We start from the raw sequence: 22,497 nt of genomic DNA on the forward strand, positions 1-22,497 counted from the left end.
ATGGATTTAGAAACACGCTTAGTTGATGCGAGTTTGCAGATAGAGTTACAAGTCCTTGATGATTCTATAGAGTTGGAGGCTATCAAGGAATATGAAGTCATTACGCAATTACATGCAAACTCTATTGATAAATGGCTATCTTCACTTAAAGCAAAAAGTGGTGATTGTAAATGCGGTGGTGGCACGGCTATACTTGGTGAAATGCTAGTGCATATTTATAAGAAGTTGGAGCATCTTGAGAATCTTATAACAGATTCTCACGAAAAATACATTCCATTAAAGCATAGCATTCATACCAAGCAGTTGGGACATGGGGCTATTATTCTAGATTCTACAATGCTAGATTCTGCATCACTTGAGATAGATAAGCAGTATTATGTGCGACTTTTTTTGCCTGTGTTTCCTGTGCGTTGTGTGCCTTTATTTGCTATCGCAAAAGATACGCAGATTTTACAGATAAAAAAGATGGCAGATAGAGACTTGAAAGATTATGATAGCTATATTGTAAGTATTGAACGAGAAATGCTTAAGGCACGAAAAACACAGAATCTATAATATATGAAAGGGGCTATATGAATATTACAAATGCAATGAATCTTAGCTATGAAATGATGAGTGTCATTATGGCGGGATTATTTATTCTTATGATTATTATTGTGCTACTTTATATCTCACTGAAAGAAAAAGAGAGTGCAAAAAAGTTTGTGCGACTAGAGGCTTCTATCGAAGATGTGTATAAAGAGATTTATAAGATTCAAAAATGGATTATGGAAAATGAAAAACGCACACTTGAGACAAAACCAAACACAGAAGCTTTTAAAGCAATGGCAGATTTAAAAGCAGATATTTTATCATTGCAGCATGGCTTACAAAGTGATAGGGAATATTTTGAAGATAAGATTCTAGTGCTAGAAGAGAGATTGCGAAGTTTAGGGCATTTTAACGCCCCATCACAACAAAGAAATGAAAAGCAGATTCTAGAGCTTTTTAAAAATGGCTATACAATCGATGCAATTTCTAAGGAATTGCGTATTACAAAAAGTGAAGTAGAATTTGTGCTAAAACTATCAGAGCTACATAAGGGAGAGATAGCATGAGTTATATGCCACCAAAAGAAAGAGCGATGAATAAAAACACATTTATAATCGCTATTAGTCTTTTTACATGCGTAATAGTTGCCTCTAACTATTTTGTAAGCTTTACAATCGGTAGCGTGCATATCCCTTTCATTGATATTACGCTTAATCTAAGTCATGTTACCTATGGGGCATTAACCTATCCGCTTTCATTTCTAATTATGGATATATTGAGTGAAAAGCATGGCAGAAAAGATGTATTAAAAGCGCTTCGCTATGGACTTTTAATCGCATTTTTACCATCTTGTGCGATTGCCTTTATTTCAAATGAGCCACACCTTGCATTACGCATTGCAATAGCGAGTGTGAGTGCTTTTTTTGTAGCACAATTTTTAGATGTTGTGATATTTTATAGATTAAAGCAGAGATTCCCTAGCCTTTGGTGGTTTCGCAATGGTGTGAGTGCGTGTATGGCACAATGTATTGATACCTTTGTGTTTTTTCATATCGCATTTTTGGGGATTCTGCCTTATTATGATGTGTTTATGCTATTTTTATTTGATTATGGGATTAAATCGCTTGTGAATCTACTTGATATTCCTATCTTTTATCTTATTGCGATTAAAACTTATAAAAAAGTGCGTTATATTGGGAAGTAGTAGTATATGGAATATTTTGATTTTTTTTCAGAGATTCATCCTTGCTCTTACTTTGAAAATAAAGAAAGTCAATTTCGATATTTAGGTATCAAGGATTGCACGCCATACTTTTATCAAGGCTTACTTGAGCGTGGGTATCGCCGCTTTGGTGAGTATTTCTTCGTGCCACAATGCCCTAATTGCAAGGAATGTATTACAATACGACAACTTGTAGATGAGTTTCAAATAAGCCCCAACATGAAGCGGATTCTAAAAAAAAATAGTGATACTATTATACAGATAAGACGACCTTTAACAAATGATGCAAGAGTGTGCTTATATGTGAAATATCACACAAAAATGATGCGTAAAAAAAACTGGAGTATGAATAATATCGATATGTCTCGCTATACAAACTCATTTGTCGCCGGGAGTGAATACTTTGGCTATGAAATGTGTCTGTATCGTGATGGTAGGCTTATTGGCGTGAGTTATTTTGACATTGTGCTGAGTTCTATGAGTGCAAATTACTTTTTTTACGATCATGATTATGAAAAGCTAAGTCTAGGCACACTAAATATTATATTGCTATTAAATCTTGCAAAAAAGTTAAATCTCAAATATTTCTATCCGGGGTATTGGATAAAAAATCATAAATCCATGGGCTATAAAGAGAGATATAAACCTTTTGAAGCCTTGCTAAATGAAGCCGACTTTTTTGATAGGACATATTGGAAGAGATATGATTGAGAGATTTTTATAAAAGTCTATTCCATGCTATTTATATCTAAAAACTTCTTTTGCTTTGGTATATCAAAAAATACGCCTTTTTGTAATAAATCAAAGAATAATTCATTGCTTTTTGTTCTTGTTTTATGGGGTTTGTGTTGATGTTTAAAGTCTTTTGCTTTTTGTATAGCAAGAAGAATTTCTTCTTTTATTGCATTTGCATGAGAATATGGGTATATCATATTCTCTCATATTACTATGTTTTTGTTTTTGGAATGATAAATTTAGGTGTTCTATATATCACATTAATTTTACAAATCTTACCACATGAAGTAAGGCTGATTAAACCTAATGGGAATCCCAATTTGTTTGCAATCTTATACTTCTTATGCGTATAATTTTATCACAAACACATTTTATAGTATCATATTATAAAAAATTTGTAAAAATTTACATATAGGCATTTTATGTTATCCTACATTTTTAAGAGAATCTTTTTAGTTATACCTACCTTGCTTGGTATTATCACACTTAATTTTTTCATCATTCAGTTAGCACCCGGTGGTCCTGTGGAACAAATGAGCGCAAAACTTACAAATACTCTGCAAGGTGAGAGTAATGCTGGGAGTATAAGGCTATCAAGCTATCAAGGTGCAAAAGGGCTTGATTCTACTCTCATTACGCAATTAAAGGAAATGTATGGCTTTGATAAGCCGATTTTAGAGAGATTTTTTATCATGCTACAAAATTATATGCGATTTGATTTTGGAGAGAGTTTTTATAGGGAAGCTCGTGTGCTTGATATTATTAAAGAAAAGCTGCCTGTATCAATCACACTTGGAATCTTTAGCACACTCATTATCTATCTTATAAGCATTCCGCTTGGCATTATTAAAGCGTTGTATAACAATAGCCCATTTGATACATTTACTAGCGTTTGCATTACGCTTTTGTATTCTATCCCGCCATTTTTATTTGCTATTTTGCTGATTGTCCTATTTGCTGGGGGGAGTTTTTGGGATATATTTCCACTGAAAGATTTAGTTAGTCAAAATTTTCATGAGATGGGTTTGTGGGATAAGATAAAAGATCTTTTATGGCATATTACTCTGCCGCTTATTTGCATTTGTGTTGGCGGGTTTGCAAGTCTTACTCTGCTTGTTAAAAACTCATTTCTTGATGAGATAAATAAGGGTTATGTGCTGCTTGCAAGAAGTAAGGGAGCAAGTAATATGCGTGTGCTGTATCTGCATATATTTCGCAATGCCATGCTACTACTTATTACGCTTTTCCCTGCTACTTTTATTGGTATGTTTTTTAGCTCTAATCTGTTGATAGAGATTATTTTTAATCTCGATGGGCTTGGGCTGCTTGGCTATGACAGCGTGATTACTAGAGATTATCCTGTTGTGTTTGGCACACTTTTTATTTTTACGCTTATTGGCTTATTTGCAAATATTATTGGCGACTTGCTTTATATGGTTGTTGATCCGCGTATAGATTTTGATAGGGCGTAGATTCTAAAAGGATAATAATGCAGTATTTTATCTATCAAGAAAACACAGCGCGATCTAAGGAAGAGATAATTTTTGAATGTAAAGGCTCAAAGTTTATAGCCTTGCTTTTCCCACTTGATATAGCTACAAATACAACTCTAGATTCTAATCAAACATTGCGAAATGAAATATTAGCAAAGCTTCAAGCCGCACATAAAAAAGCAGTGCATTTTGTATGGGCGTTTAGAATCTTAAATGAATATCAGCAAATAATAGAGGGCAGTAGCGATGATGGCGAACCTAAAGGGAGTGCTGGAGTGCCTATGCTTGAAGTCTTGCGTGGTAAAGGCTTAATCAATATCTTTTGTGTTTGCATACGCTATTTTGGTGGCACAAAGCTTGGCGTGGGGGGACTAGTAAGGGCATATACACAGGCGACATTGCAAACTATCACTTTGGCTGAAAATTTAGGACAAATCCTGCCCTATCAAGCTAAAGATATTATAAGCATACATGTAAAAAGCAGTGCGTATAATAAAATCCTGCATTTAGCTACACAGCATAAACTTGAAGTGATTGATAGAGAGTTTCTACAAACTAGCATTACACTGCAACTACAAGGGAGTGCTACAAATTTAGAAAATTTTTCAAAAGAGTATAAGAATCTTTATTATGATAGTAATATGTCATAAAATGCAACATATTGGCAAATGCATTAACGCATTATAATATATAGAATCTTCTTAGTCCCCTATTCATAACTCTTCGATATTTCTGCAAAAATAGATTCTACATTCTTAATATAATCACTACTCATAGGGTTAATAAGAATGACTTTAGCCCCCATAGTCTTTGCAAGTGTTGCTATATCTTTATTATTACTTTCAGCAAAGACTTTTTTAATCCCTGCTTTTTTACCAAAGTCAGCAAGACTTAGAATCTCTTTCATGCCATAGGTTTTTCCATGTTGCTCTAGGGCATGCTCTATTAATCCATATTCAGTGGCTGCCTTGTCAAATAGGGGGTGAAAGACTATGAAGTCTTTATGTGGCATTTTCTCTAAATGCGATTTTATTTTCCGCTCTAAAATCTCTATTGCATGGTATATTTCCTTTGCATTTTCAGTGTAGAAACTTGCATTTTGCGGATCTTTTGAAGCTAATGCAATGGTAATAATGTTTGTAATCTCTCTAGCATTCTCGATACTAAGCCATAGGTGCATTTGATCCTTTTTGTCTAGGTCTTCATGCAGCATTACAATCTCTAGTGTATTTTGCTGTTTATTTGCCTTTAGAATCTTTGGTAGCCATATATTTTCAAAAGGCATGCCAATACCGATAAATATATCGCTATTTGCTAGAGTTTGCATGTCTTTAAAGCTTGGCTCATAAGTCTCTGCATTTTTATTTTGTGGCACGATGATGTGAATATCTGCCCTAGATTTTGCAATCCCTTGCACGAAAAAAGAGAGTGGTGGGATACTCACACTTACTTGTAATTTCTTTGCGTATAAAAGATGACACACGCTACACATTGTGATAATAACAATTAAAAATTTTTTCATACATAACCCCTAGACTTTCTACATGAATGGAATCTGCTATAATACTACAAAAATTAAAGATTCACACATAAAAACGGAGATTTACATGAATATAGCAATCACTGGAGGTGGCACAGGCGGACATTTAGCAATCGCAAGGGCATTGGGCGAAGAGTGCAAGAAACAAGGTATCACTACACTCTATATAGGTGGGACAAGGGGGCAAGACAAGCAATGGTTTGATAATGAAAGCACACCTTTTACACATACTGCATTTTTAGATTCTATGCCCGTGGTTAATCAAAGCTTTTTTGGTAAATGGAGTGCGTTAGCAAAAAATATTACAGAATCTTTGAGCGCAAAAAAGCTTTTAAAAGAACATAATATTAATGCGTGTATTAGTGTCGGTGGATTTAGTGCAGCGACAGGGAGTTTTGGGGCGATTTTTAGCAGGATTCCATTTTTTATACATGAGCAAAATGCCTGTATGGGATCGCTAAATAAGCTTTTAAAGCCATTTGCAAAAAGCTTTTTCTCAAGCTTTGAGTATCCTAATGTTACCTTTACGCCTTATCCTATTAATAGTGATTTTTTCATTAAGCAAAGAGAGAGAGATACGCTTAAAACTATCGCCTTTTTTGGTGGCTCTCAAGGTGCAAAGGCGATTAATGAACTAGCATTAAATCTTGCCCCCTTACTTAAAGAGAAAAATATAAAAATCCTGCATCAAGCAGGAAAAATAGATTATGAAAACACTTATAAAGCCTATGTTGAAAAAGGCTTCAATTTAGCAGATTCCATGCAGGATTTTAAAAGTGGTGAGAAAGATATATTTGTATTTGATTTTAGGAGGGATATGGCAGAACTTATGAATATGGCTGATTTTTGCATTAGTCGTGCTGGGGCTTCAAGCCTTTGGGAACTTGTAAGTAATGGCTTGCCTACACTTTTTATACCCTATCCATACGCAGCTAAAAACCATCAATATTTTAATGCAAAAAGCCTTATTGATAAAGATTTAGCACTGCTTTACACACAAGATGAAATTTCACGCATTGATATAAATGATTTAGCGCAAAAAATCACACAAATAAATCTCTCTACTATCTCAAAGTCGCTTATCACAATGGCACAGCAAAATGGTGCTGAATGTATCATTAATCACATAAGGCAATATCTTAAGAATTAGAATCTTATAACAAATAAAAGCTTTGTAATTTTAAGTTATAATCTCACATATTAAAAAAATATTAATATTTTGGAGTTTATAACTATGACAAAAAAGCAAATAAGTGCGGTAGCATTATTTAGTGGTGGATTAGATTCTATGATTTCTATGCAGTTGTTGCACGAGCAAGGCATTAAGGTATATGCGCTAAATTTTAACATAGGCTTTGGTAGCAATAAGGATAAAAGTGAGTATTTTTACAACGCAGCTAAGCAAGTTGGGGCAGAACTCATACAGATAAATATCGCAAAGCAGTTTTTTGATAATATTCTATTTAAACCGCAATATGGCTATGGGAAGTATTTTAATCCATGTATTGATTGCCATGCAAATATGTTTTCACACGCATTTGCGAAAATGGTAGAGCTTAAAGCAGATTTTGCCATCAGTGGTGAAGTATTAGGACAGAGACCAAAAAGTCAAAGAAAAGAGGCAATGGATCAAGTAAAAAAGCTTGTAAGAAAAATCGGGGAAAATCCCTTGTATGATTCTATTTTGAGTAGAGATGGAAGTAATCCTAGTAAGCCAAAAACACTTGATGAGCTAATACTTCGCCCTATGAGTGCCAAACTCATGCCAGAAACCTTTCCTGAAAAAATGGGCTGGGTAGATAGAGAGAGATTGCTTGATGTAAGTGGGAGAGGCAGACAAAGACAGCTTGACTTACTCAAAAAATATGGTTGGAAATACCATGAAAAGCCCGGCGGTGGCTGTCTCTTAACAGATACTTCAGTCGCCCTAAAGATTAAGGATATGCAAGCACATAGAAAAGTGGTATTTGAAGATGTTGCATTATTTAAAATCGGTCGCTACATGGTGTTAGAAAATGGCACAAGGTGTGTTATCTCACGCAATGAAGAAGAGGGCAGAAAGCTTGATATAGAGCATGAATTTATGGATAAAATAGAATTACAAGATATACAAGGACCTATGGCTTTAGTGGAGAAAAACGCACATAAAGATGATAGAATCTTAGCCGCAAGAATTGTGCTTGGCTATGCGAAAACAGAGCTTGATAAGTCGTATAATGTGCGTATTGGCGATGAGGTTTTAACGCTTATGCCCTATGCAAAAGAAGATGCAAGTAAGTTTTTACTTTTACAATCCTAACTTAAGGGGGCAACATGGTCTCGTATGTGTTTTATGATGATACAGATTGTGGCGGCATTGTGTATCATGCAAACTACCTTGTCTTTTGTGAGAGAGCGCGCTCTTTACTCTTTTTTGAAAAAGGCATGCTTCCGCATAATACAAAACATGGCTTTGTAGTCAAAGAGATAGAATCTAGCTTTATAAAAACGCTGTATTTAGGCGATAAATATAAAGTGCAAACTACACCTTTAGAGATAAAAAGTGCTTCACTGATTTTAAAACAAGAAATATTTAGAATTGCTACATGTAATACTGCACTAGATACACCAGAGCTTGTTTTTAGCCTAAAAGTAAAACTCGCACACATTGACATTCACACAAAAAAGCCATGCAAAATTACAGATTCACTGCAAGATGTTGCCGGGTTTTTTACTTGTAAATGATTGTATTTAGGGAATCTGCAACACAGAATCTATAAATAGATTTATATCTATGATTTATTTATAGTGGTTTATGCATGACAATGTGTCAATAATTGATTTTTTATGTTTTGTATCTTAAATATTTTTTGTGTGTATTTGCTTAGCAATACTACAACTTTAAACATATTTAATTTCTTATTATAAAGATTCTGTTGTTAATCCTAAAAAGTCTTTTTATAATCTTTTATTTTTCGAATCTATCATAGAAATCATTCTTTAGCCTTTTTTGTGCTTTGTTTTTAGTGATAGGTTTTTATGAATTGACTTTAGAGAATGTAGCTAATATTGTGCTTATGTTTTACATTAAACATATTGCTGCAATATAGCATTGTTTGCTATATAGATTTGCATATAGGCTTTATATTTTTTCTATATGAAGCCTATATTGTTATTATAAGATGATTGTGCTATCTTTAAGCTTTTGCAAGGGCTTTAGAAAGCAGTGAGTTTTTGCCTATTGGTATCAAGCAAATTTGAAAAGGTATTTGCGATATTTTGCATTATCTCTTTTTCATAAGGTTCCATTACAGAATCTACAAGCATACATTCTGCAATATCATTTGTCAATTCATTGATAAAAGCTCGTGCATCTTTACTATCAAGCACACTTACAACTTCTTGCAAATATCGAATGTAGTTTGTCTCATCAAGCTTTACAAGGCGATGTTCTGCTAATATATTTTCAAAAAGCTCTGTTGCCCCAAGTTTTTCAGCTCTTTCATACATTTTTTCTTTTTGCAACTCAATCTGTTTTGAAGTATTTTGCGAATGGTTTAATAGCATTTTATATACGCTAAAAACTGCACGAAATTCTTGATACGCTATATGACCACTATGAATATATACTTCACCTTTTTGCACTGCTTCAATAAACTCTTTATTGTCTGTTTGGGCTACACGCGGTGTAATATACTCATTATTAATCTCTAAAAATGCTACATAACTATTAATGAGTTCTTTGCTTTCAAATTCATATCGGCGTTTCATTTTTTCACAATATTTGTGTAGATAATCACATAATTCATTACGCATATCTTCTGCCATAAATAAAAATATATCCAAACCATTCTCATCTTTAACATAGCCCTGTTTATACCATTTATCCTCTCTTCCCATTAGTAGCTGGTCAGCGTTTAATATCTTCTCGCCATCAAAGACTTGTAGGAATTTTTCCATATCCTGCTCGTTTGTTGAAGGAAGTGTAGTTAAGATTTGATATATCTCATTTATATAGTTATATTCTGTTTGAAGAAACACAAAAGGGTTAAATTTCCTTGCAGAATTACCAATATGATATCTGCCCTCTTGTTTTACTTTTTGAAACTGCTCGTCTTTGCCCCTATCTTTTGCAGAACCACTTGCAAGTTTATAGGCACCATAGCCAATTGCAGCTGCACCTGCTGCTGCCCCAGCTACGAGTGCCAAAGGTGCGGCAGCTACGGCTGTAGTCGTAACACCAAGAAAGCCTAATATACCACCCGCTGATGTCGTTACCGTAGTAGCTCCGAGTGCCGCAGCTGTTGCTCCACCAGCAACCCCAGCAGTAACTGCTGAAGCGGCGGTGCCTACATGCTCTAAAACGCCAGTGGGTGCCTTACCAGAAAAGAGTATATCAAATCCTGTATCCATATAATAGTCCATCTCTTCACTAGAAGCGTTTTGCATAATATTCATAATCACATGTGGATCCGTCGTTTTTATAAGTGTCGCGTAGTTTTGATCCCATTGCTGTTGTGAATCTAGAGATTCTAAACCTAAATCACCTGCTTTTATATCTGCCATAGTATTCCTTTCAATATCAAATATGTGGATTAAAAATCATTTTTTAATGCGATAAAAATCTCTTTCAAAAGCTTAAAAAACTCTTTTGTCGTATGGGCTGCTCCTGCGATAACTTTCTCAAGTGTAGTATCTGCTTCTCTGCCGCCTTTGTTAAGAAGGTCAAGATACCCACCGATAGCTGCACCAAGAAATGTAGCTACAATCGATAATATACCACCAATAAGTGGCACCATACCAAGAAATGATCCAAGCACCGCGCCAATGATAGTGCCTAATGCCATGTTTGGATTTTCTGTTATGAACTGATATAGCTTTGCAAATATGATTCTACCGATATTAATCAGTTTACCTGCTATTATCTTTGTTTGTTGAAAAAGTGTTGCCATTTTACGATCAAATTCTACTTTTACAGGTTCTGGTAGTTTTAAACCGCTTGACACCTTACTAATCAAATTGCGTGCATTTGCTTCATTAAAACGCGAATTATCAAATCTTTGTAATTCCTCAATTGCTACTGCTTTTGTCATAGCTTTGCTCCTTAGTGTAATATATCAAAATGACATTGCTACTTTACAAAAAAAAAAAAACAAATCAAGGGTAAATGTATAATAAATATGAAAAATTATATAAATAGTATTCTAGATTCAATATTTAGTGTTTGAGAGTGATTTTAAGGGGTAATCTTTGGGGATTAAGGCAAGTAGCTTTTGTTGGTTATGAAATCTATATCATAGGATTTATTGCAATAATATCTCTCACTTAAACTATAGAATCAAAGCATAAATTTTAGATTACATATTGTATTTGTTACTTTTTGTATCTATTTCTAAGTGCCTTGTCATGCGTTATTGAATGATTTTTTATATAAAAAATACAATTTTTATGCAAAAAATTTAAATTACATATTGTGTTTTTAAATTTTTATGCCATAATTGCACCATAACATTACAAAAAGGAAACACAATGGGCAATATTTTAGGATTTCCACGAGTTGGACAAAATAGAGAGTTAAAAAAGGCGTTGGAGAGCTTTTGGAGTGGCAAAAGCACACAAAGTGATTTAGAATCTGTGGCAAAGGCATTGCGAGAAAAGCACTGGGCGGAGCAAAAGGATTTGGATTTTGTATGTGTGAATGACTTTAGCTTGTATGATAATGTGCTAGATTTAGCATACTCGTTAAACGCAAAACCTAAACGATTTAAGGATTTAAGCGGGTTAGAGGGCTATTTTGCAATGGCAAGAGGGCATAAGAATGGCGTGGCTTGTGAGATGACAAAGTGGTTTAATACAAACTATCACTATGTCGTGCCAGAGCTAAGTGAAGATGATAACTACAAGGCAGATATAAGCAATATTAAAGCCTATTATAATGAAGCAAAAGCACTAGGTTTCAATCCTAAAATCTCACTCATTGGGCTTTTTACATTTTTTGGGCTAAGTAAGATTGCAAATGGGAATCCTACTGCGATTTTTAATAAGCTAAAAGCGGCGTATTTGGAGTTAATAAAAGAAATTGCAAAGCTAGATTCTAAAGTCGTTATTGAGTTTAGTGAGCCGCTTTTTGTGCGTGGGCTAAACAAAGAGATTTTTAGTGGCATTGATATAGAATCTGAAGTATTAAATGTTTATAACGCCATTGCAGATAGCGGCATACAGGCGATTGTAAGCACATTTTTTGAGCATAGCAATGAGCTTACAAAAATCCTTGTAAAGTCAAAAGTTGCAGGGCTTGGGCTTGACTTTATCTATGGGGAGAAAAATAAAGAGAGTTTAGATTTAATCGCACAGAGTGATAAGATTCTCTACGCGGGGGTTGTTGATGGGCGAAATATTTGGGTAGCAGATATTGAATCTAAGCTTAAACTTTTAGAATCTATTAGTGCGATTGTGCCAAAAGATAGGGTTGTAGTGAGTGCTTCTTGCTCACTTTTGCACCTGCCTTTTAGTAAAGAGGGAGAAAATAAGATTGAAAAAGAGATTTTATCGTGGCTAAGCTTTGCTAGAGAGAAGATTACTGAGCTTTGTGCGATAGAAAAGGCGTATAGAGGGAGCTTAGATTCTGCTACACAAAGCTTTTTAGAGCAGAATAAAGCGATAAATCAATCTCGCAAAAACTCTAGTAAAACGCATAATACAACTATACGCCAAAGAGTAGAATCTTATAGTATAAAAGAGCGAAGTCTGCCTTTTAAAGAACGCATTAAGATTCAAAAAGAAGCTTTTCACTTCCCACTTTTGCCAACCACAACGATTGGCTCATTCCCGCAAACTAGCGAAATAAGGGCATTGCGTCTAGGCTATAAAAAGGGCGAGATAAACAAGGCAGAGTATGAAAAAGGCATAAAGGCGTATATCAAGGATTGCGTGGAATTTCAAGATTCTATTGGGCTTGATGTGTTGGTGCACGGGGAGCCGGAGCGAAATGATATGGTGGAGTATTTTGGAGAGCAGTTAAGCGGCTTTGTGTTTAGCGCAAATGCGTGGGTGCAAAGCTATGGTAGCCGCTGTGTGAAGCCCCCTATCATTTATGGCGATGTGGAGCGTCCTAAGGCGATGACGATTGAGTGGATAACTTACGCGCAAAGTCTTACGCAAAAAGTGATGAAAGGAATGCTAACCGGTCCTGTAACGATTTTAAACTGGAGCTTTGTGCGTGATGACTTGAGTAGAAAGGAAGTCTGCGAGCAGTTGGCTTTGTGTATTGCCGATGAGATTGATGACTTGCAAAAGGCGGGGATTAAAGTTATACAAGTTGATGAAGCGGCATTCAAAGAGGGCTATCCTTTGAGAGCTGAAAATATCAAGGATTATGAATCTTGGGCGTTGTCGTGCTTTAAAACTTCTGTGGCGATTGCTACGCCAAAGACGCAGATTCACACGCATATGTGTTATAGCGAGTTTAATGACATTATTAAAACCATTGAAGCCCTTGATGCCGATGTGATTAGCATTGAGACTGCACGAAGTGGCAATGAGCTACTAAAAGTCTTTAAGCAAGTAGGCTATACAAATGAAGTGGGACCGGGCGTATATGACATACATAGCCCTAGAATCCCAAGTGTTGAAGAGCTAGTAACACAGATTAACGCTCTACTTGAAGTGTTGCCAAAAGAGCAGCTATGGATAAATCCAGATTGTGGGCTAAAAACTAGGAAGTGGGAAGAGGTGAAGCCAAGTCTGCAAAATATAGTAGAGGCAGTGAAAAAAGTGCGTGGCTAGGGCATTCAGTATTGAGCGATAAATCGGCGATTCTGCGTTCGCCAACTGCGGCACTTACGCTGAAGTAAGCTTCTTGTTGGCTCACTTGAAACGCCGATTTACTAAAGAAACCTGCTGTGGCTTCGCCTTGCACCGCTTCGCTGGTTTTCTCATCTCAATCCTTAGAATGCCAAGATTCAAACAATGTGGATTCTAGCATTGCAGAATCTTACGCAAATTCTATGTTTTTTGTCATTTTGAGCCTTTGAAAAAGACGAAAAATCTAAAAGGCTTAGAATCTCAATCAGATTCCACAATCGCCAAAGTGGCAAAGCACGACTTTGCCACCATAAAAATCAATGTTACACGCAAAGCGTGTAAGTCCCACTCTCGCCCCTCTCGTGGTGTGTAGCTTTGGGAATAAGGTGGCAGCAGTGCCACCGCCAAAGCGAAGTGTGATAGGGAATAGCGAGGCTCTCCCCTTGATTGCCGATGTAGCTTTGCAAATCCCGTAAGGGTAAAAAGTGGCGACTTTTTCGGGGCTAAGGGGAGCGGGGAGGGGATAAACCCCTTTTTGCGAAAAAAAGAAAGCATAGAAAAATAAAGAGAAATTAGAAAATTTAGCAAGTGGCAGGAGATTCGTAAAAAACTAAAATAAAAAGGATAGAAAATGTTAGAGCAACTCATCACTAAACTCCAAAGTAACGAGCCATTTTTAAGCGTAGAAGTCTCGCCAAGCCTTAGCTCTACAATCGGGCAAAGCGTAATAGATGAGTTAGAATCTTTAAGCCAAGCAGATTGTTTTGTTTGCACAGATTCCCCACTTGCACGGCTCAAACCCTCTTCAATCCTAAGCTCTATCAAGCTACAAAATGCCCTAAAAAAGCCCTTAATCTGCACGCTTTCAATGCGAGATAGAAACTCCATTGCCTTGTGTGGCGATATTTTGGGGGCAAATGAGTTTGGACTTCGCTCCTTTTTAAGTCTTAGTGGCGATGGGGTGAAAAATGGCGATTGTGCGGGGGCTAAGGGCGTATTTGAAGAAAGTTCTCTAAAACTAGGCAGGATTATAGATGGGCTAAATCAAGGCATAGCAGCAAATGGCAAGGTGCTAAAGAATAGCGTGGAGACAATCTATAATTTTTCAGTCATTAATTCCTATGCCAACAACACAGAATCTTTAAAAAAGAAAATGCTAAAAAAGCTTAGTAATTCAGCGGTGCAAGGGCTTTTTACTCAACCTGTATTCTCACTTGAAGGCGCAAGGTTTTTGCTTGAGAGTTTGGAATCTATAAATAAAGAGTTAGGGCAAAACTGCGTGATGATTCTAGGATTTTTCCCTGTATTAAGCTATAAAGTAGCCTTATTCTTGCGGGATAAACTGCCCGGCGTGTATATCCCAGATGAATGGGTGCAAAAGCTAGAAAAGGCGAGTATTAAAGGCAAAGAAGTTGAGCGAAAAGTGGGCTTAGAGCTTTCAAGGGAGCTTTTTAAGGATTTACAAACATTGCATAATAAATTCCACTTTATGAGTGCGAATAAACCGAGTTTGCTAAGGGAGTTTGTGTAAAGATTTGCCTTTTACCTAACTTGTCTTTCAAAATTAGGGTCATATCAGCACTACCGCCAAACTAATTGCTAGAAATCGCATAAGCTTTGCCATCTTACTCTTGCTGCTTTCTGTATCTATCAACAAGTTTGTGAAGCAATAAGTCTTTCTTTATGTATTTGCCTTTGTTGCTAGAAAAAATGTTAAGCTTTCTGCTACATATCTGGATTGCCATGCTTACTATCGCTTGTATCTGCACAGATTATTATTGCCATTTCATACAAGGATTTATTGCTTGTATATATTTGTTTGTGCATTATTTTTTCATATCGTATAATGTCGCATTGGAATATAATATTGTAAGGCAAGAGTTCACATAAAAAATGATTTTCTACGCGTTATTGGTATATAAAGGGACATGCATAGTTTACGCTTATAAAATAAAGCTTTTAAAAATAATCATGTAGCCAAAAAGGCAAAGGAAGAAATGCTATCAATTAAAGCAAAGTATGCTAAAATTAGCCACGCGATAATTAGCTTACAAGATAAAACACAAACAAAAGGATTAAATATGAAAACTTATGATTTTAAAGCAATTTTTATGCAGACTTTGCATGACGAAGGTAATGCACTTTTAGCGTATAGTGGGGATTTGGGCGATTTAGATTCTATTATTAGGCTTATAATAAATATGAAAGGTAAGCTCGTGCTTATAGGAGTAGGCAAAAGCGGGCTAGTCGCACAAAAAATTTCAGCAACACTCTCAAGCACAGGCACACCAAGCATTTTTTTGCATCCCACAGAAGCTATGCATGGTGATTTAGGCGTATTGCAAAAAGATGATTGCGTGTTAGCGATTAGTTATAGTGGTGAGAGCGAGGAGATTGTAGCAATTTTACCACATATTAGACGCATGGGACTGCCTATCATTACTATGTCAAAGTCAAAAAAGTCGCGTATGTCTATGCTTGGCGATTATTTTCTGCCCTTAATTATAGAAAGGGAGGCATGCCCTTTGCAAACTGCCCCCACGACTTCCACCACGCTTACACTTGCCTTGGGCGACTCTCTTGCTGTGTGTCTTATGAGGGCTAGGGGCTTTAGTAAGAGTGATTTTGCAAGTTTTCATCCCGGTGGAAGTTTGGGTCGTATGCTTTTTATCAAAGTGAGCGATATTATGCAGACGCAGAATCTCCCCTTACTTGATACTGCGATGAGTTTGCGTGATGCGATTAGTGTTATGACAAACGGGCGTTTAGGAAATGCGTTTTTTGTAGATTCTAATCATAAATTGCTTGGTGTGCTGAGTGATGGCGATTTAAGACGAGCTATGTTTGACAAGGATTTTAGCTTAGAATCTAGTGCTTTTTCTTATGCTACAAAAAATCCAAAAGCACTTTATGATAGCGGTATGCTTGCATTTGATGCTTTAAAAATTATTGAAGATTCTAAGATTCAGATATTACCTATTTTAACACAAGAGGGTGTGCTGGAGGGTGTTATTCATATGCATGATTTAATCCAAGCTGGGTTTTGTAAATAGTATTGTATTTTGATAAAAATGTCATATAATACTATATGAATACTCAAACATAATCAATCCTTTTCAATATCTGTTAATTATTTTTCAAATATTACACTTAGCCATTTTTCGATCTTTTGTTTGATTGTATATATTATTTATGTGTGAATCGGCATATATACATAAACATTGTCAATGTGTATTGGATATGTTACATATAAGGAATTGTATATATAGGCACATATTAAGCGACTTTTTTTGAGTTTAAAAAAGACTAGCTTATTGGTGTTTGCAGTTATATAGGAGCGACAAGAAGCAAACTGCACCTTACAACAGTTATCTTGAATCCTAATAAGCCTAAAAAATAATTGTTTATCATACTTTTCCATATTTTTCTAAGCATTAGCCCAAATATACCTGTGAGCTATGTTTACCATACAAGAATACTTTTTTAATACAAATAAAAACCTAAAATATAATATTATCCGCTTCTTTTAGACGCTCTTGTTGTTCTATTTGCTCATAATTAATGCGTGAAGTATCTGTATAGTAGATGATTTCATCGCCAATTCTTTGTTGATACACGCCACTTGGTGTTCTAAAATTTCTTTGCATACCCGGATTAATCTCTAAGGCTTTTTGCATAAAGTCAGCAAAAACTGGTGCAGAAATATTTCCTCCATACGCACCACCGCCAATTGGCATATTATCATCTCTACCATACCACACTATTGCTTGCAAATCGGGCGTATAGCCGCAAAACCATACATCTCTAGATTGATTTGAAGTTCCAGTTTTTCCTGCAATTTGTAAGCCATTCACTTTAGCACGATAACCCGTGCCTTTTTGCACGGTGTTTCGCAAAATCGATGTAATTAAAAATGCTTGCTGTGGTGTAGTAACACTCTGCTGCGTGGTTTGAAACAAAATCTCTTTTCCTTGCGGATCTATAATCTTTGCGACTACATAAGGCTTTACAATCGTGCCTCCATTTGAAAAAAGACTATATTGCATAGCAGCTTTCATGGGCGATAACGAAAGGCTTCCAAGCACAACGGTTAAATCCTTTGGAAAGTTTTCAAAACCAAAAGATTCTAATCCTGCATATAACGCATTTTCGGTAATCTTTAACGCGGTATCAATGGCAGGGATATTTAATGACTTTTCAAGTGCAGTCTGCATGGTAACAGGTCCTAAAAATTTACGCGTGTCATTATTTGGTTGCCATAGCTTAGAGCCGCCGCCAAACCTTTTTGGAGAATCGATGACAATCTCAGCAGGTGAATAACCTTTATCAAACGCAAGTTGATATACAAAAGGCTTCATGGTGCTACCAAACTGCCTATTTGTTTGGGTGGCACGATTGAATGAACTTTTATTATGATTTATGCCACCAACCATCGCTAAAACTTCACCTGTGTGTGGGTTTGTAACAACAATTGCTCCATTTAGCGTTGTGGCACTTTGTTCCCTTAGCTCATCTATGTCAGAATCTGTTAGTTTTGGTTTTTTTTGCCAGCTTCTTACATTCTGCTCTCGCTCTATGATTCTGTATTGAATATTTTCATATCCTTTGAGCAGGGCTTCTCGTGCAGCCTCTTGATAGTCAAGATCGATGGTTAGATAGATCTTGTATCCACCCGATTTTAAATCCTTAATATCAGCCAACTCACGCAACGCTTCATCAACTACATAGGGGGCTTTATTCTGCGTTAGTGTTTGATTATATACTTTTGGGACTTCTTTTACTGCTTGATGAAATTCAGCTTGTGAGATCCAACCAAGCTCATACATACGCTTGAGTATGGCATTTGCACGATTAAGTGAGTTTTTTAAATGCTTTGTCGGATCATATTTTACTGGAGATTTTGGTAAGCCAACAAGCATCGCAATCTCTTTTAGCGTTAGCTCATTAAGACTCTTTTTAAAATAGCCAAGTGCCGCAGTCTTTATACCATAGTATCCATGCCCTAAAAAGATATAATTAAGATATCTTTCTAGTATCTCTTCCTTAGTTAATACCTGCTCGGCACGAATAGATAGCAAAAACTCTTTTAGCTTTCTATCTAGCGTTCTATCGCTTGTTAAAAGCATATTTTTAACAAGCTGCTGAGTGAGTGTGCTGCCCCCCTCCATGTAGCGCATATTTACCACATTTTTAAAAACAGCACGCATAATCGCATCAAAATTCACACCATCATGCTCAAAAAACATAGTATCTTCAACCGCTAGTAATGCTTCTATAATGCGACCGGGTATCTCATCATATTTCACATAGAATCTATACTCTTCATCAAAGAGATTAGCGACTAAACGACCTTTAGAATCAAATACTTGCGTAACTTCATTTGGATGATAGTCAATCATCGCATGTACTTGTGGCGATAACTCTTTGTAAAGCTGGTATCCATAATAGCCCACTACACACATTATAACCGCAGATAATGCGAGAAAAACATAAAAAAATATGCTAAAAACTCTAAAAACACCCTTAGTTTTTTTCGGCGTTTCATATATGTCATCAAGCTGTGCTGCTGCCATTATCCCTAATCCCAAATATTTTTAGATTCTAAAATACCATTCCGACGGCAAAAAACATAATGAAAATATTTTTACATTACTTGCTATCATGTAAAAAATCCTAGCATATTCTTACATTCTAAGCATGCTATTTAGAATCATCGCCATAGCTAAAAAGGTCCAATATATACTAAAGACAATATGTTGTCTATCTTTATCTTAGAATCTAAATAAACTTTCTCTACAAACTCCATTTATTGCCAAACAGAAGTCAAAGTAAAAGCTAACTGCCTAGAATCTAAAGTAATATAAAGAGATTCTTAAACATACTCATAAACTCTTGTTGCATGTCTAAAAATTGCTTACAATGTAAAAACCTAACAATAGAAATTATTTACTCTTTTTCTTTAAAGTTCGCAATGTTGAAGCTGCAACTTTAATGCGGATAGAAGTGCCATCTTCAAGCTTCAAACGCATACTTCTAAGGTTTGGGAGACTTCTTTTTTTAGTCTTATTATTCGCATGGCTCACATTGCAACCAACCATAACGCCTTTTCCAGTAATATCACATCTTCGTGCCATAAAATATCCTTGTTATTAAAAATAAAGCTTTGATTGTATCTTATAAAGACTTATATACGGCTTAAATTATGCGCTTTTCTTACTCTTTTTTAACTCTTTTTCAAATTTCTTTCGTTTTAGTAAAGGTAGTTTATCTACAAATAAGATTCCATTTAAATGATCCATTTCATGCTGCAAGGCAACTGCCATAAAGTCATTAAATATATTTTCATGCGTAACACCAAATCTATCTTGATATTTGACTTTTATTTGACTAAAACGACTGACTTCTTCATAGAATCCGGGCACAGATAAACAGCCCTCATTCCATAGAATTTCACCTTCAGCATGTAAAATAACAGGATTAATAATCTCAAGCAAATCCTCTTTATACTGCGTATTATCCTCTTCTCTTGGTATATTAATAATTAGCACCCGCAGGGGCTTTGCTACTTGTATCGCGGCTAATCCCACGCCATTATGCTCCATCATAGTCTCATACATAGAATCTAAAAATTCATGCAATGCGTTATCAAAAACTTGAACTTCTTTTGAAATCGTGCGTAATATTTTATTTGGATAATGAATGACTTCTAAAACCATAAAAATACTCCAAATGCAAACTAAAAACAACATTTTATCCAAAAATAGCTTACAAGTAAATGTAAAAATAGATTCAATATGTAACTTTTGGTAGCTATAATATCGCTTTATTTTTACAACCGGAGTAATTATGATTGATACGCATATCCATCTTGATTCTAAAGATTTTAGCAATGATTTAGCCCAAGTGCTAGAGAGAGCAAAAATAAATAATATAGAATCTTTTATAATACCCGCTGCCTCCTTTCATACGCTAAAGGACGCACAAAGCATTGCAAATACGCATGAAAATATCTATTATGCAGTGGGAATCCACCCCTGCCACGCTGATGAAATGTATCTAGACACCACAAGTAAAACCTTAAATAATCATGTGCTAGAATCCTTGCAAGATTCCATAAATTCGCCAAAATGCAAAGCCATTGGGGAATGCGGACTTGACTTTTATCACATTGAAAAAGATGATACAAACGCAATCGATATGCAAATACAAGTTTTTCATACACAAATAGAATGGGCGATAAAATATAATTTGCCCTTAATCTTGCATGTAAGAGATTCTAAAGATAGTTATGAAGCAAGCAAGGAGGTCGCTAAGATTCTAACGCATTATATACAAAGGGGCGATAAGATTCGCGGTGTGTTTCATTGTTACAACGCATGTGAAGAGTTGCTTAATTTTAGAGAATCTTTTTACTATGGGATAGGGGGCATTATCACTTTTAAAAATGCACATGACCTGCTTTCTGTAACGCCAAAGATTCCACTATCAAAAATAGTGTTAGAAACTGATGCCCCATATCTTGCCCCCACGCCACACAGAGGAAAAAGAAATGAGTCAAGCTTTCTCATACATATCGCAGAAAAGCTTAGTGAAGTCCTAAATACCACCACCAATGAGATTATAAGACAAACTACAAGTAATGCGAAAATGCTGTTTGGAATCTAGTTTTCATTAAATCACAACAAATGGTGCAACGCCTTAACACTTCTGCAATCACAACCCCAAATTCTCTGCAATCAACTCTAATGGGTGTTTAAAACTCACATCAACATTATTTCTAGCCATAGAATCATCTATTTGCATACGACACGCACTGCATTCCGCACTTACGATTTCTGCTCCACTTTGCTTAATATTTAACGCCTTTTTATCGCCTACTGATTTTGCAAGATCATATCTCTCACTCTGGATTGTAACCCCGCCAAAGCCACAGCATACATTGCAGTCTTTCATCTCTTTTAGCTTAAAATTTTGCAAAAGTTTTCGTGGCTCTTGATAGATTTTTAGCACCTTTCTAGCATGGCATGGGTCATGATAGGTTATGTTTCTCTCTTCTTTTTTAGAATCTTTTAGTAGCTCATTTAGTTGCGTTCTATCATGCAGCCATTTGCTTGCCATATAGGTCTTTTTCTCTAGAATCTTTAGCTTTTCGATGTACTCACTATTATCGATACCATGTGCTTCACTCTCAATCTCTAAGGCATTGCCCCAATCATGCAAAAGCATAGCCGCACAAGTCGCCTCTGGCACTAGCAGGGCTTCTAAGTCATCAAGCAAGGGCAGAAGATAGTTTAGATTTTTTTTAATAAGCTTTGTGGTATTGCAAATATCACCACTAAAAAATGCAGGCGCACCACAGCATTCCTGCCCCTTTGGCACAAGGGTATCAATGCCTAGTCTATCTAGAATCTTTAGCAGACTTACACCAACATTTTTATAGTTATAATTACTCAAGCAACCGATATAAATGCCCACCTTGCGTTTTTTATCGCTTGAATTTTGCTTTGATTCTATAAGTCCATGATGTGTTTGCAAAAAGCTTTTTGCATGAAATGGCATGATAGTCCTATCGCCTATTTTTGGGAGTTTGAAACGCATTTTTTTAAAGCCATTTTGCGTTTTAAAAAGGCATGGATTAAAATAATATCCCATTGAAAAGACTATATTTAGCACACTTCTTTTGCCAAGCAGATAAAACATGATTTTTTTATACAGCGGGATTCCATACTTTTTAGCAATATCTACGCGAGTTCTTTGTATCACCACATCAACAGGCAGGTGCATAGGACATTGCTCCACACAGCTTGTGCAAAGAAAGCATGATTCTATAGAATCTTTTAGCTGCTTATCAAGTAGTAATCGCCCTTTTGCATAGGCATTTGCTAAGTCAAGATAACCACGCGGAGAAGTTATCTCATCTCTATTTACACCATAAATCGTGCATGTTGGGACACATTTAGCACATTTGACGCAACTCAAGGCACTTTTTTCTAAAATGCTTGGGTGTTGTGTTTGTGTAGTGGTTTGATTTAGTTTTGTTATCTCATTTTGACTTGACACATGCTTCCTTTATATTTAATGCGTGGATTCTAAAATATTTTAGTTAATGTGTTATTTGGGTGGGGAAATATTAGTTGGAATTTATGGTTATTTGAATGTTTGTTGTTTGGTAATCTCTTGCAATATTTCCCAAA

The 22,497-nt window shown here is 35.8% G+C and carries 22 protein-coding genes and 1 pseudogene; 15 read left to right on the plus strand and 8 right to left on the minus strand.

Going from position 1 to position 22,497, the window contains the following annotated elements; genetic code table 11:
* From C6H17_RS01235 to C6H17_RS01250, 4 genes are read left to right on the plus strand one after another with little or no spacing between them, the layout of a single operon-like run.
* Complete coding sequence (locus C6H17_RS01235; protein WP_005217771.1) at positions 1-555, plus strand: hypothetical protein; 555 nt, start codon at positions 1-3, stop codon at positions 553-555.
* Between the two features lie 17 nt (positions 556-572).
* Positions 573-1,097 (plus strand): hypothetical protein, encoded by a 525-nt coding sequence (locus tag C6H17_RS01240; RefSeq protein ID WP_020995835.1) that lies wholly within the window; start codon positions 573-575, stop codon positions 1,095-1,097.
* On the plus strand, positions 1,094-1,735 hold the full coding sequence (locus C6H17_RS01245) for a queuosine precursor transporter (RefSeq protein WP_104731313.1): 642 nt from the start codon (positions 1,094-1,096) through the stop codon (positions 1,733-1,735). Before C6H17_RS01240 ends, C6H17_RS01245 begins: the two co-directional genes overlap by 4 nt.
* Before the next feature lie 6 nt (positions 1,736-1,741).
* Positions 1,742-2,464, plus strand: coding sequence for an arginyltransferase (locus C6H17_RS01250; RefSeq protein ID WP_005217783.1), 723 nt, complete (start codon positions 1,742-1,744; stop codon positions 2,462-2,464).
* A 17-nt stretch (positions 2,465-2,481) separates the two neighbouring features.
* Here C6H17_RS01250 and C6H17_RS01255 read toward each other — a convergent pair whose 3' ends face one another.
* Entirely contained in the window at positions 2,482-2,685 is a 204-nt protein-coding gene (locus C6H17_RS01255) for a hypothetical protein (protein ID WP_005217797.1), read from the minus strand.
* A gap of 225 nt (positions 2,686-2,910) precedes the next feature.
* Between C6H17_RS01255 and yejB the strand changes: the two genes are divergently transcribed.
* Together yejB and C6H17_RS01265 are read left to right on the plus strand one after the other, a co-directional pair.
* Entirely contained in the window at positions 2,911-3,960 is a 1,050-nt protein-coding gene (gene yejB / locus C6H17_RS01260; protein ID WP_005217799.1) for a microcin C ABC transporter permease YejB, read from the plus strand.
* A gap of 17 nt (positions 3,961-3,977) precedes the next feature.
* A complete protein-coding gene (locus C6H17_RS01265; RefSeq protein ID WP_005217801.1) occupies positions 3,978-4,631 on the plus strand; it encodes an IMPACT family protein in 654 nt (217 codons plus the stop codon).
* A gap of 59 nt (positions 4,632-4,690) precedes the next feature.
* Here the strand turns inward: C6H17_RS01265 and C6H17_RS01270 are convergent, their stop codons facing one another.
* A complete protein-coding gene (locus C6H17_RS01270) occupies positions 4,691-5,503 on the minus strand; it encodes a metal ABC transporter solute-binding protein, Zn/Mn family (RefSeq protein WP_005217803.1) in 813 nt (270 codons plus the stop codon).
* An 85-nt stretch (positions 5,504-5,588) separates the two neighbouring features.
* On the opposite strand from C6H17_RS01270, the gene C6H17_RS01275 reads away from it, so the two are divergent.
* The 3 genes from C6H17_RS01275 (at position 5,589) to C6H17_RS01285 (ending at position 8,245) form a co-directional block, all read left to right on the plus strand.
* Positions 5,589-6,671: a UDP-N-acetylglucosamine--N-acetylmuramyl-(pentapeptide) pyrophosphoryl-undecaprenol N-acetylglucosamine transferase gene (locus C6H17_RS01275; RefSeq protein ID WP_005217806.1), complete on the plus strand. Its 1,083-nt coding sequence runs from the start codon at positions 5,589-5,591 to the stop codon at positions 6,669-6,671.
* 84 nt (positions 6,672-6,755) lie between these two features.
* Positions 6,756-7,820, plus strand: coding sequence for a 7-cyano-7-deazaguanine synthase (locus C6H17_RS01280; protein WP_005217808.1), 1,065 nt, complete (start codon positions 6,756-6,758; stop codon positions 7,818-7,820).
* A gap of 14 nt (positions 7,821-7,834) precedes the next feature.
* The gene (locus C6H17_RS01285) at positions 7,835-8,245 is read left to right on the plus strand and encodes an acyl-CoA thioesterase (RefSeq protein WP_005217810.1); all 411 of its coding nucleotides are present in this window, start codon (positions 7,835-7,837) and stop codon (positions 8,243-8,245) included.
* A gap of 471 nt (positions 8,246-8,716) precedes the next feature.
* Here C6H17_RS01285 and C6H17_RS01290 read toward each other — a convergent pair whose 3' ends face one another.
* Together C6H17_RS01290 and C6H17_RS01295 are read right to left on the minus strand one after the other, a co-directional pair.
* The gene (locus C6H17_RS01290; RefSeq protein WP_005217812.1) at positions 8,717-10,066 is read right to left on the minus strand and encodes a hypothetical protein; all 1,350 of its coding nucleotides are present in this window, start codon (positions 10,064-10,066) and stop codon (positions 8,717-8,719) included.
* Between the two features lie 29 nt (positions 10,067-10,095).
* Entirely contained in the window at positions 10,096-10,593 is a 498-nt protein-coding gene (locus C6H17_RS01295; protein ID WP_005217826.1) for a hypothetical protein, read from the minus strand.
* A gap of 436 nt (positions 10,594-11,029) precedes the next feature.
* Between C6H17_RS01295 and metE the strand changes: the two genes are divergently transcribed.
* The 5 genes and pseudogenes from metE to C6H17_RS01320 all read left to right on the plus strand — a co-directional run bounded on the left by metE (position 11,030) and on the right by C6H17_RS01320 (position 16,356).
* Positions 11,030-13,285 (plus strand): 5-methyltetrahydropteroyltriglutamate--homocysteine S-methyltransferase, encoded by a 2,256-nt coding sequence (gene metE, locus C6H17_RS01300; RefSeq protein ID WP_005218815.1) that lies wholly within the window; start codon positions 11,030-11,032, stop codon positions 13,283-13,285.
* A pseudogene (locus C6H17_RS13495) lies at positions 13,285-13,494 on the plus strand (phosphonopyruvate decarboxylase); the annotation flags it as partial. The gene metE and the pseudogene C6H17_RS13495, both read left to right, overlap by 1 nt.
* Before the next feature lie 35 nt (positions 13,495-13,529).
* Entirely contained in the window at positions 13,530-13,676 is a 147-nt protein-coding gene (locus C6H17_RS12045) for a hypothetical protein (protein WP_155243509.1), read from the plus strand.
* A gap of 258 nt (positions 13,677-13,934) precedes the next feature.
* Positions 13,935-14,834, plus strand: coding sequence for a methylenetetrahydrofolate reductase (locus tag C6H17_RS01315; RefSeq protein ID WP_005218813.1), 900 nt, complete (start codon positions 13,935-13,937; stop codon positions 14,832-14,834).
* A gap of 550 nt (positions 14,835-15,384) precedes the next feature.
* Entirely contained in the window at positions 15,385-16,356 is a 972-nt protein-coding gene (locus C6H17_RS01320; protein ID WP_005218807.1) for a KpsF/GutQ family sugar-phosphate isomerase, read from the plus strand.
* Positions 16,357-16,803: 447 nt separating this feature from the next.
* On the opposite strand, the gene C6H17_RS01325 is transcribed toward C6H17_RS01320, so the two are convergent.
* From C6H17_RS01325 to def, 3 genes are all read right to left on the minus strand, one after another.
* Complete coding sequence (locus tag C6H17_RS01325; RefSeq protein WP_396279399.1) at positions 16,804-18,765, minus strand: penicillin-binding protein 1A; 1,962 nt, start codon at positions 18,763-18,765, stop codon at positions 16,804-16,806.
* A gap of 480 nt (positions 18,766-19,245) precedes the next feature.
* Complete coding sequence (gene rpmB, locus C6H17_RS01330) at positions 19,246-19,437, minus strand: 50S ribosomal protein L28 (RefSeq protein WP_004087777.1); 192 nt, start codon at positions 19,435-19,437, stop codon at positions 19,246-19,248.
* Between the two features lie 66 nt (positions 19,438-19,503).
* Complete coding sequence (gene def / locus C6H17_RS01335) at positions 19,504-20,019, minus strand: peptide deformylase (protein ID WP_005218796.1); 516 nt, start codon at positions 20,017-20,019, stop codon at positions 19,504-19,506.
* Positions 20,020-20,149: 130 nt separating this feature from the next.
* Between def and C6H17_RS01340 the strand changes: the two genes are divergently transcribed.
* A complete protein-coding gene (locus C6H17_RS01340) occupies positions 20,150-20,968 on the plus strand; it encodes a TatD family hydrolase (RefSeq protein WP_005218795.1) in 819 nt (272 codons plus the stop codon).
* A gap of 48 nt (positions 20,969-21,016) precedes the next feature.
* On the opposite strand, the gene C6H17_RS01345 is transcribed toward C6H17_RS01340, so the two are convergent.
* The gene (locus C6H17_RS01345; RefSeq protein ID WP_005218794.1) at positions 21,017-22,363 is read right to left on the minus strand and encodes a (Fe-S)-binding protein; all 1,347 of its coding nucleotides are present in this window, start codon (positions 22,361-22,363) and stop codon (positions 21,017-21,019) included.
* Positions 22,364-22,497 lie beyond the last annotated feature (134 nt).

It is taken from the genome of Helicobacter rappini (assembly GCF_900198625.1).
GTDB lineage: Bacteria > Campylobacterota > Campylobacteria > Campylobacterales > Helicobacteraceae > Helicobacter_A > Helicobacter_A rappini.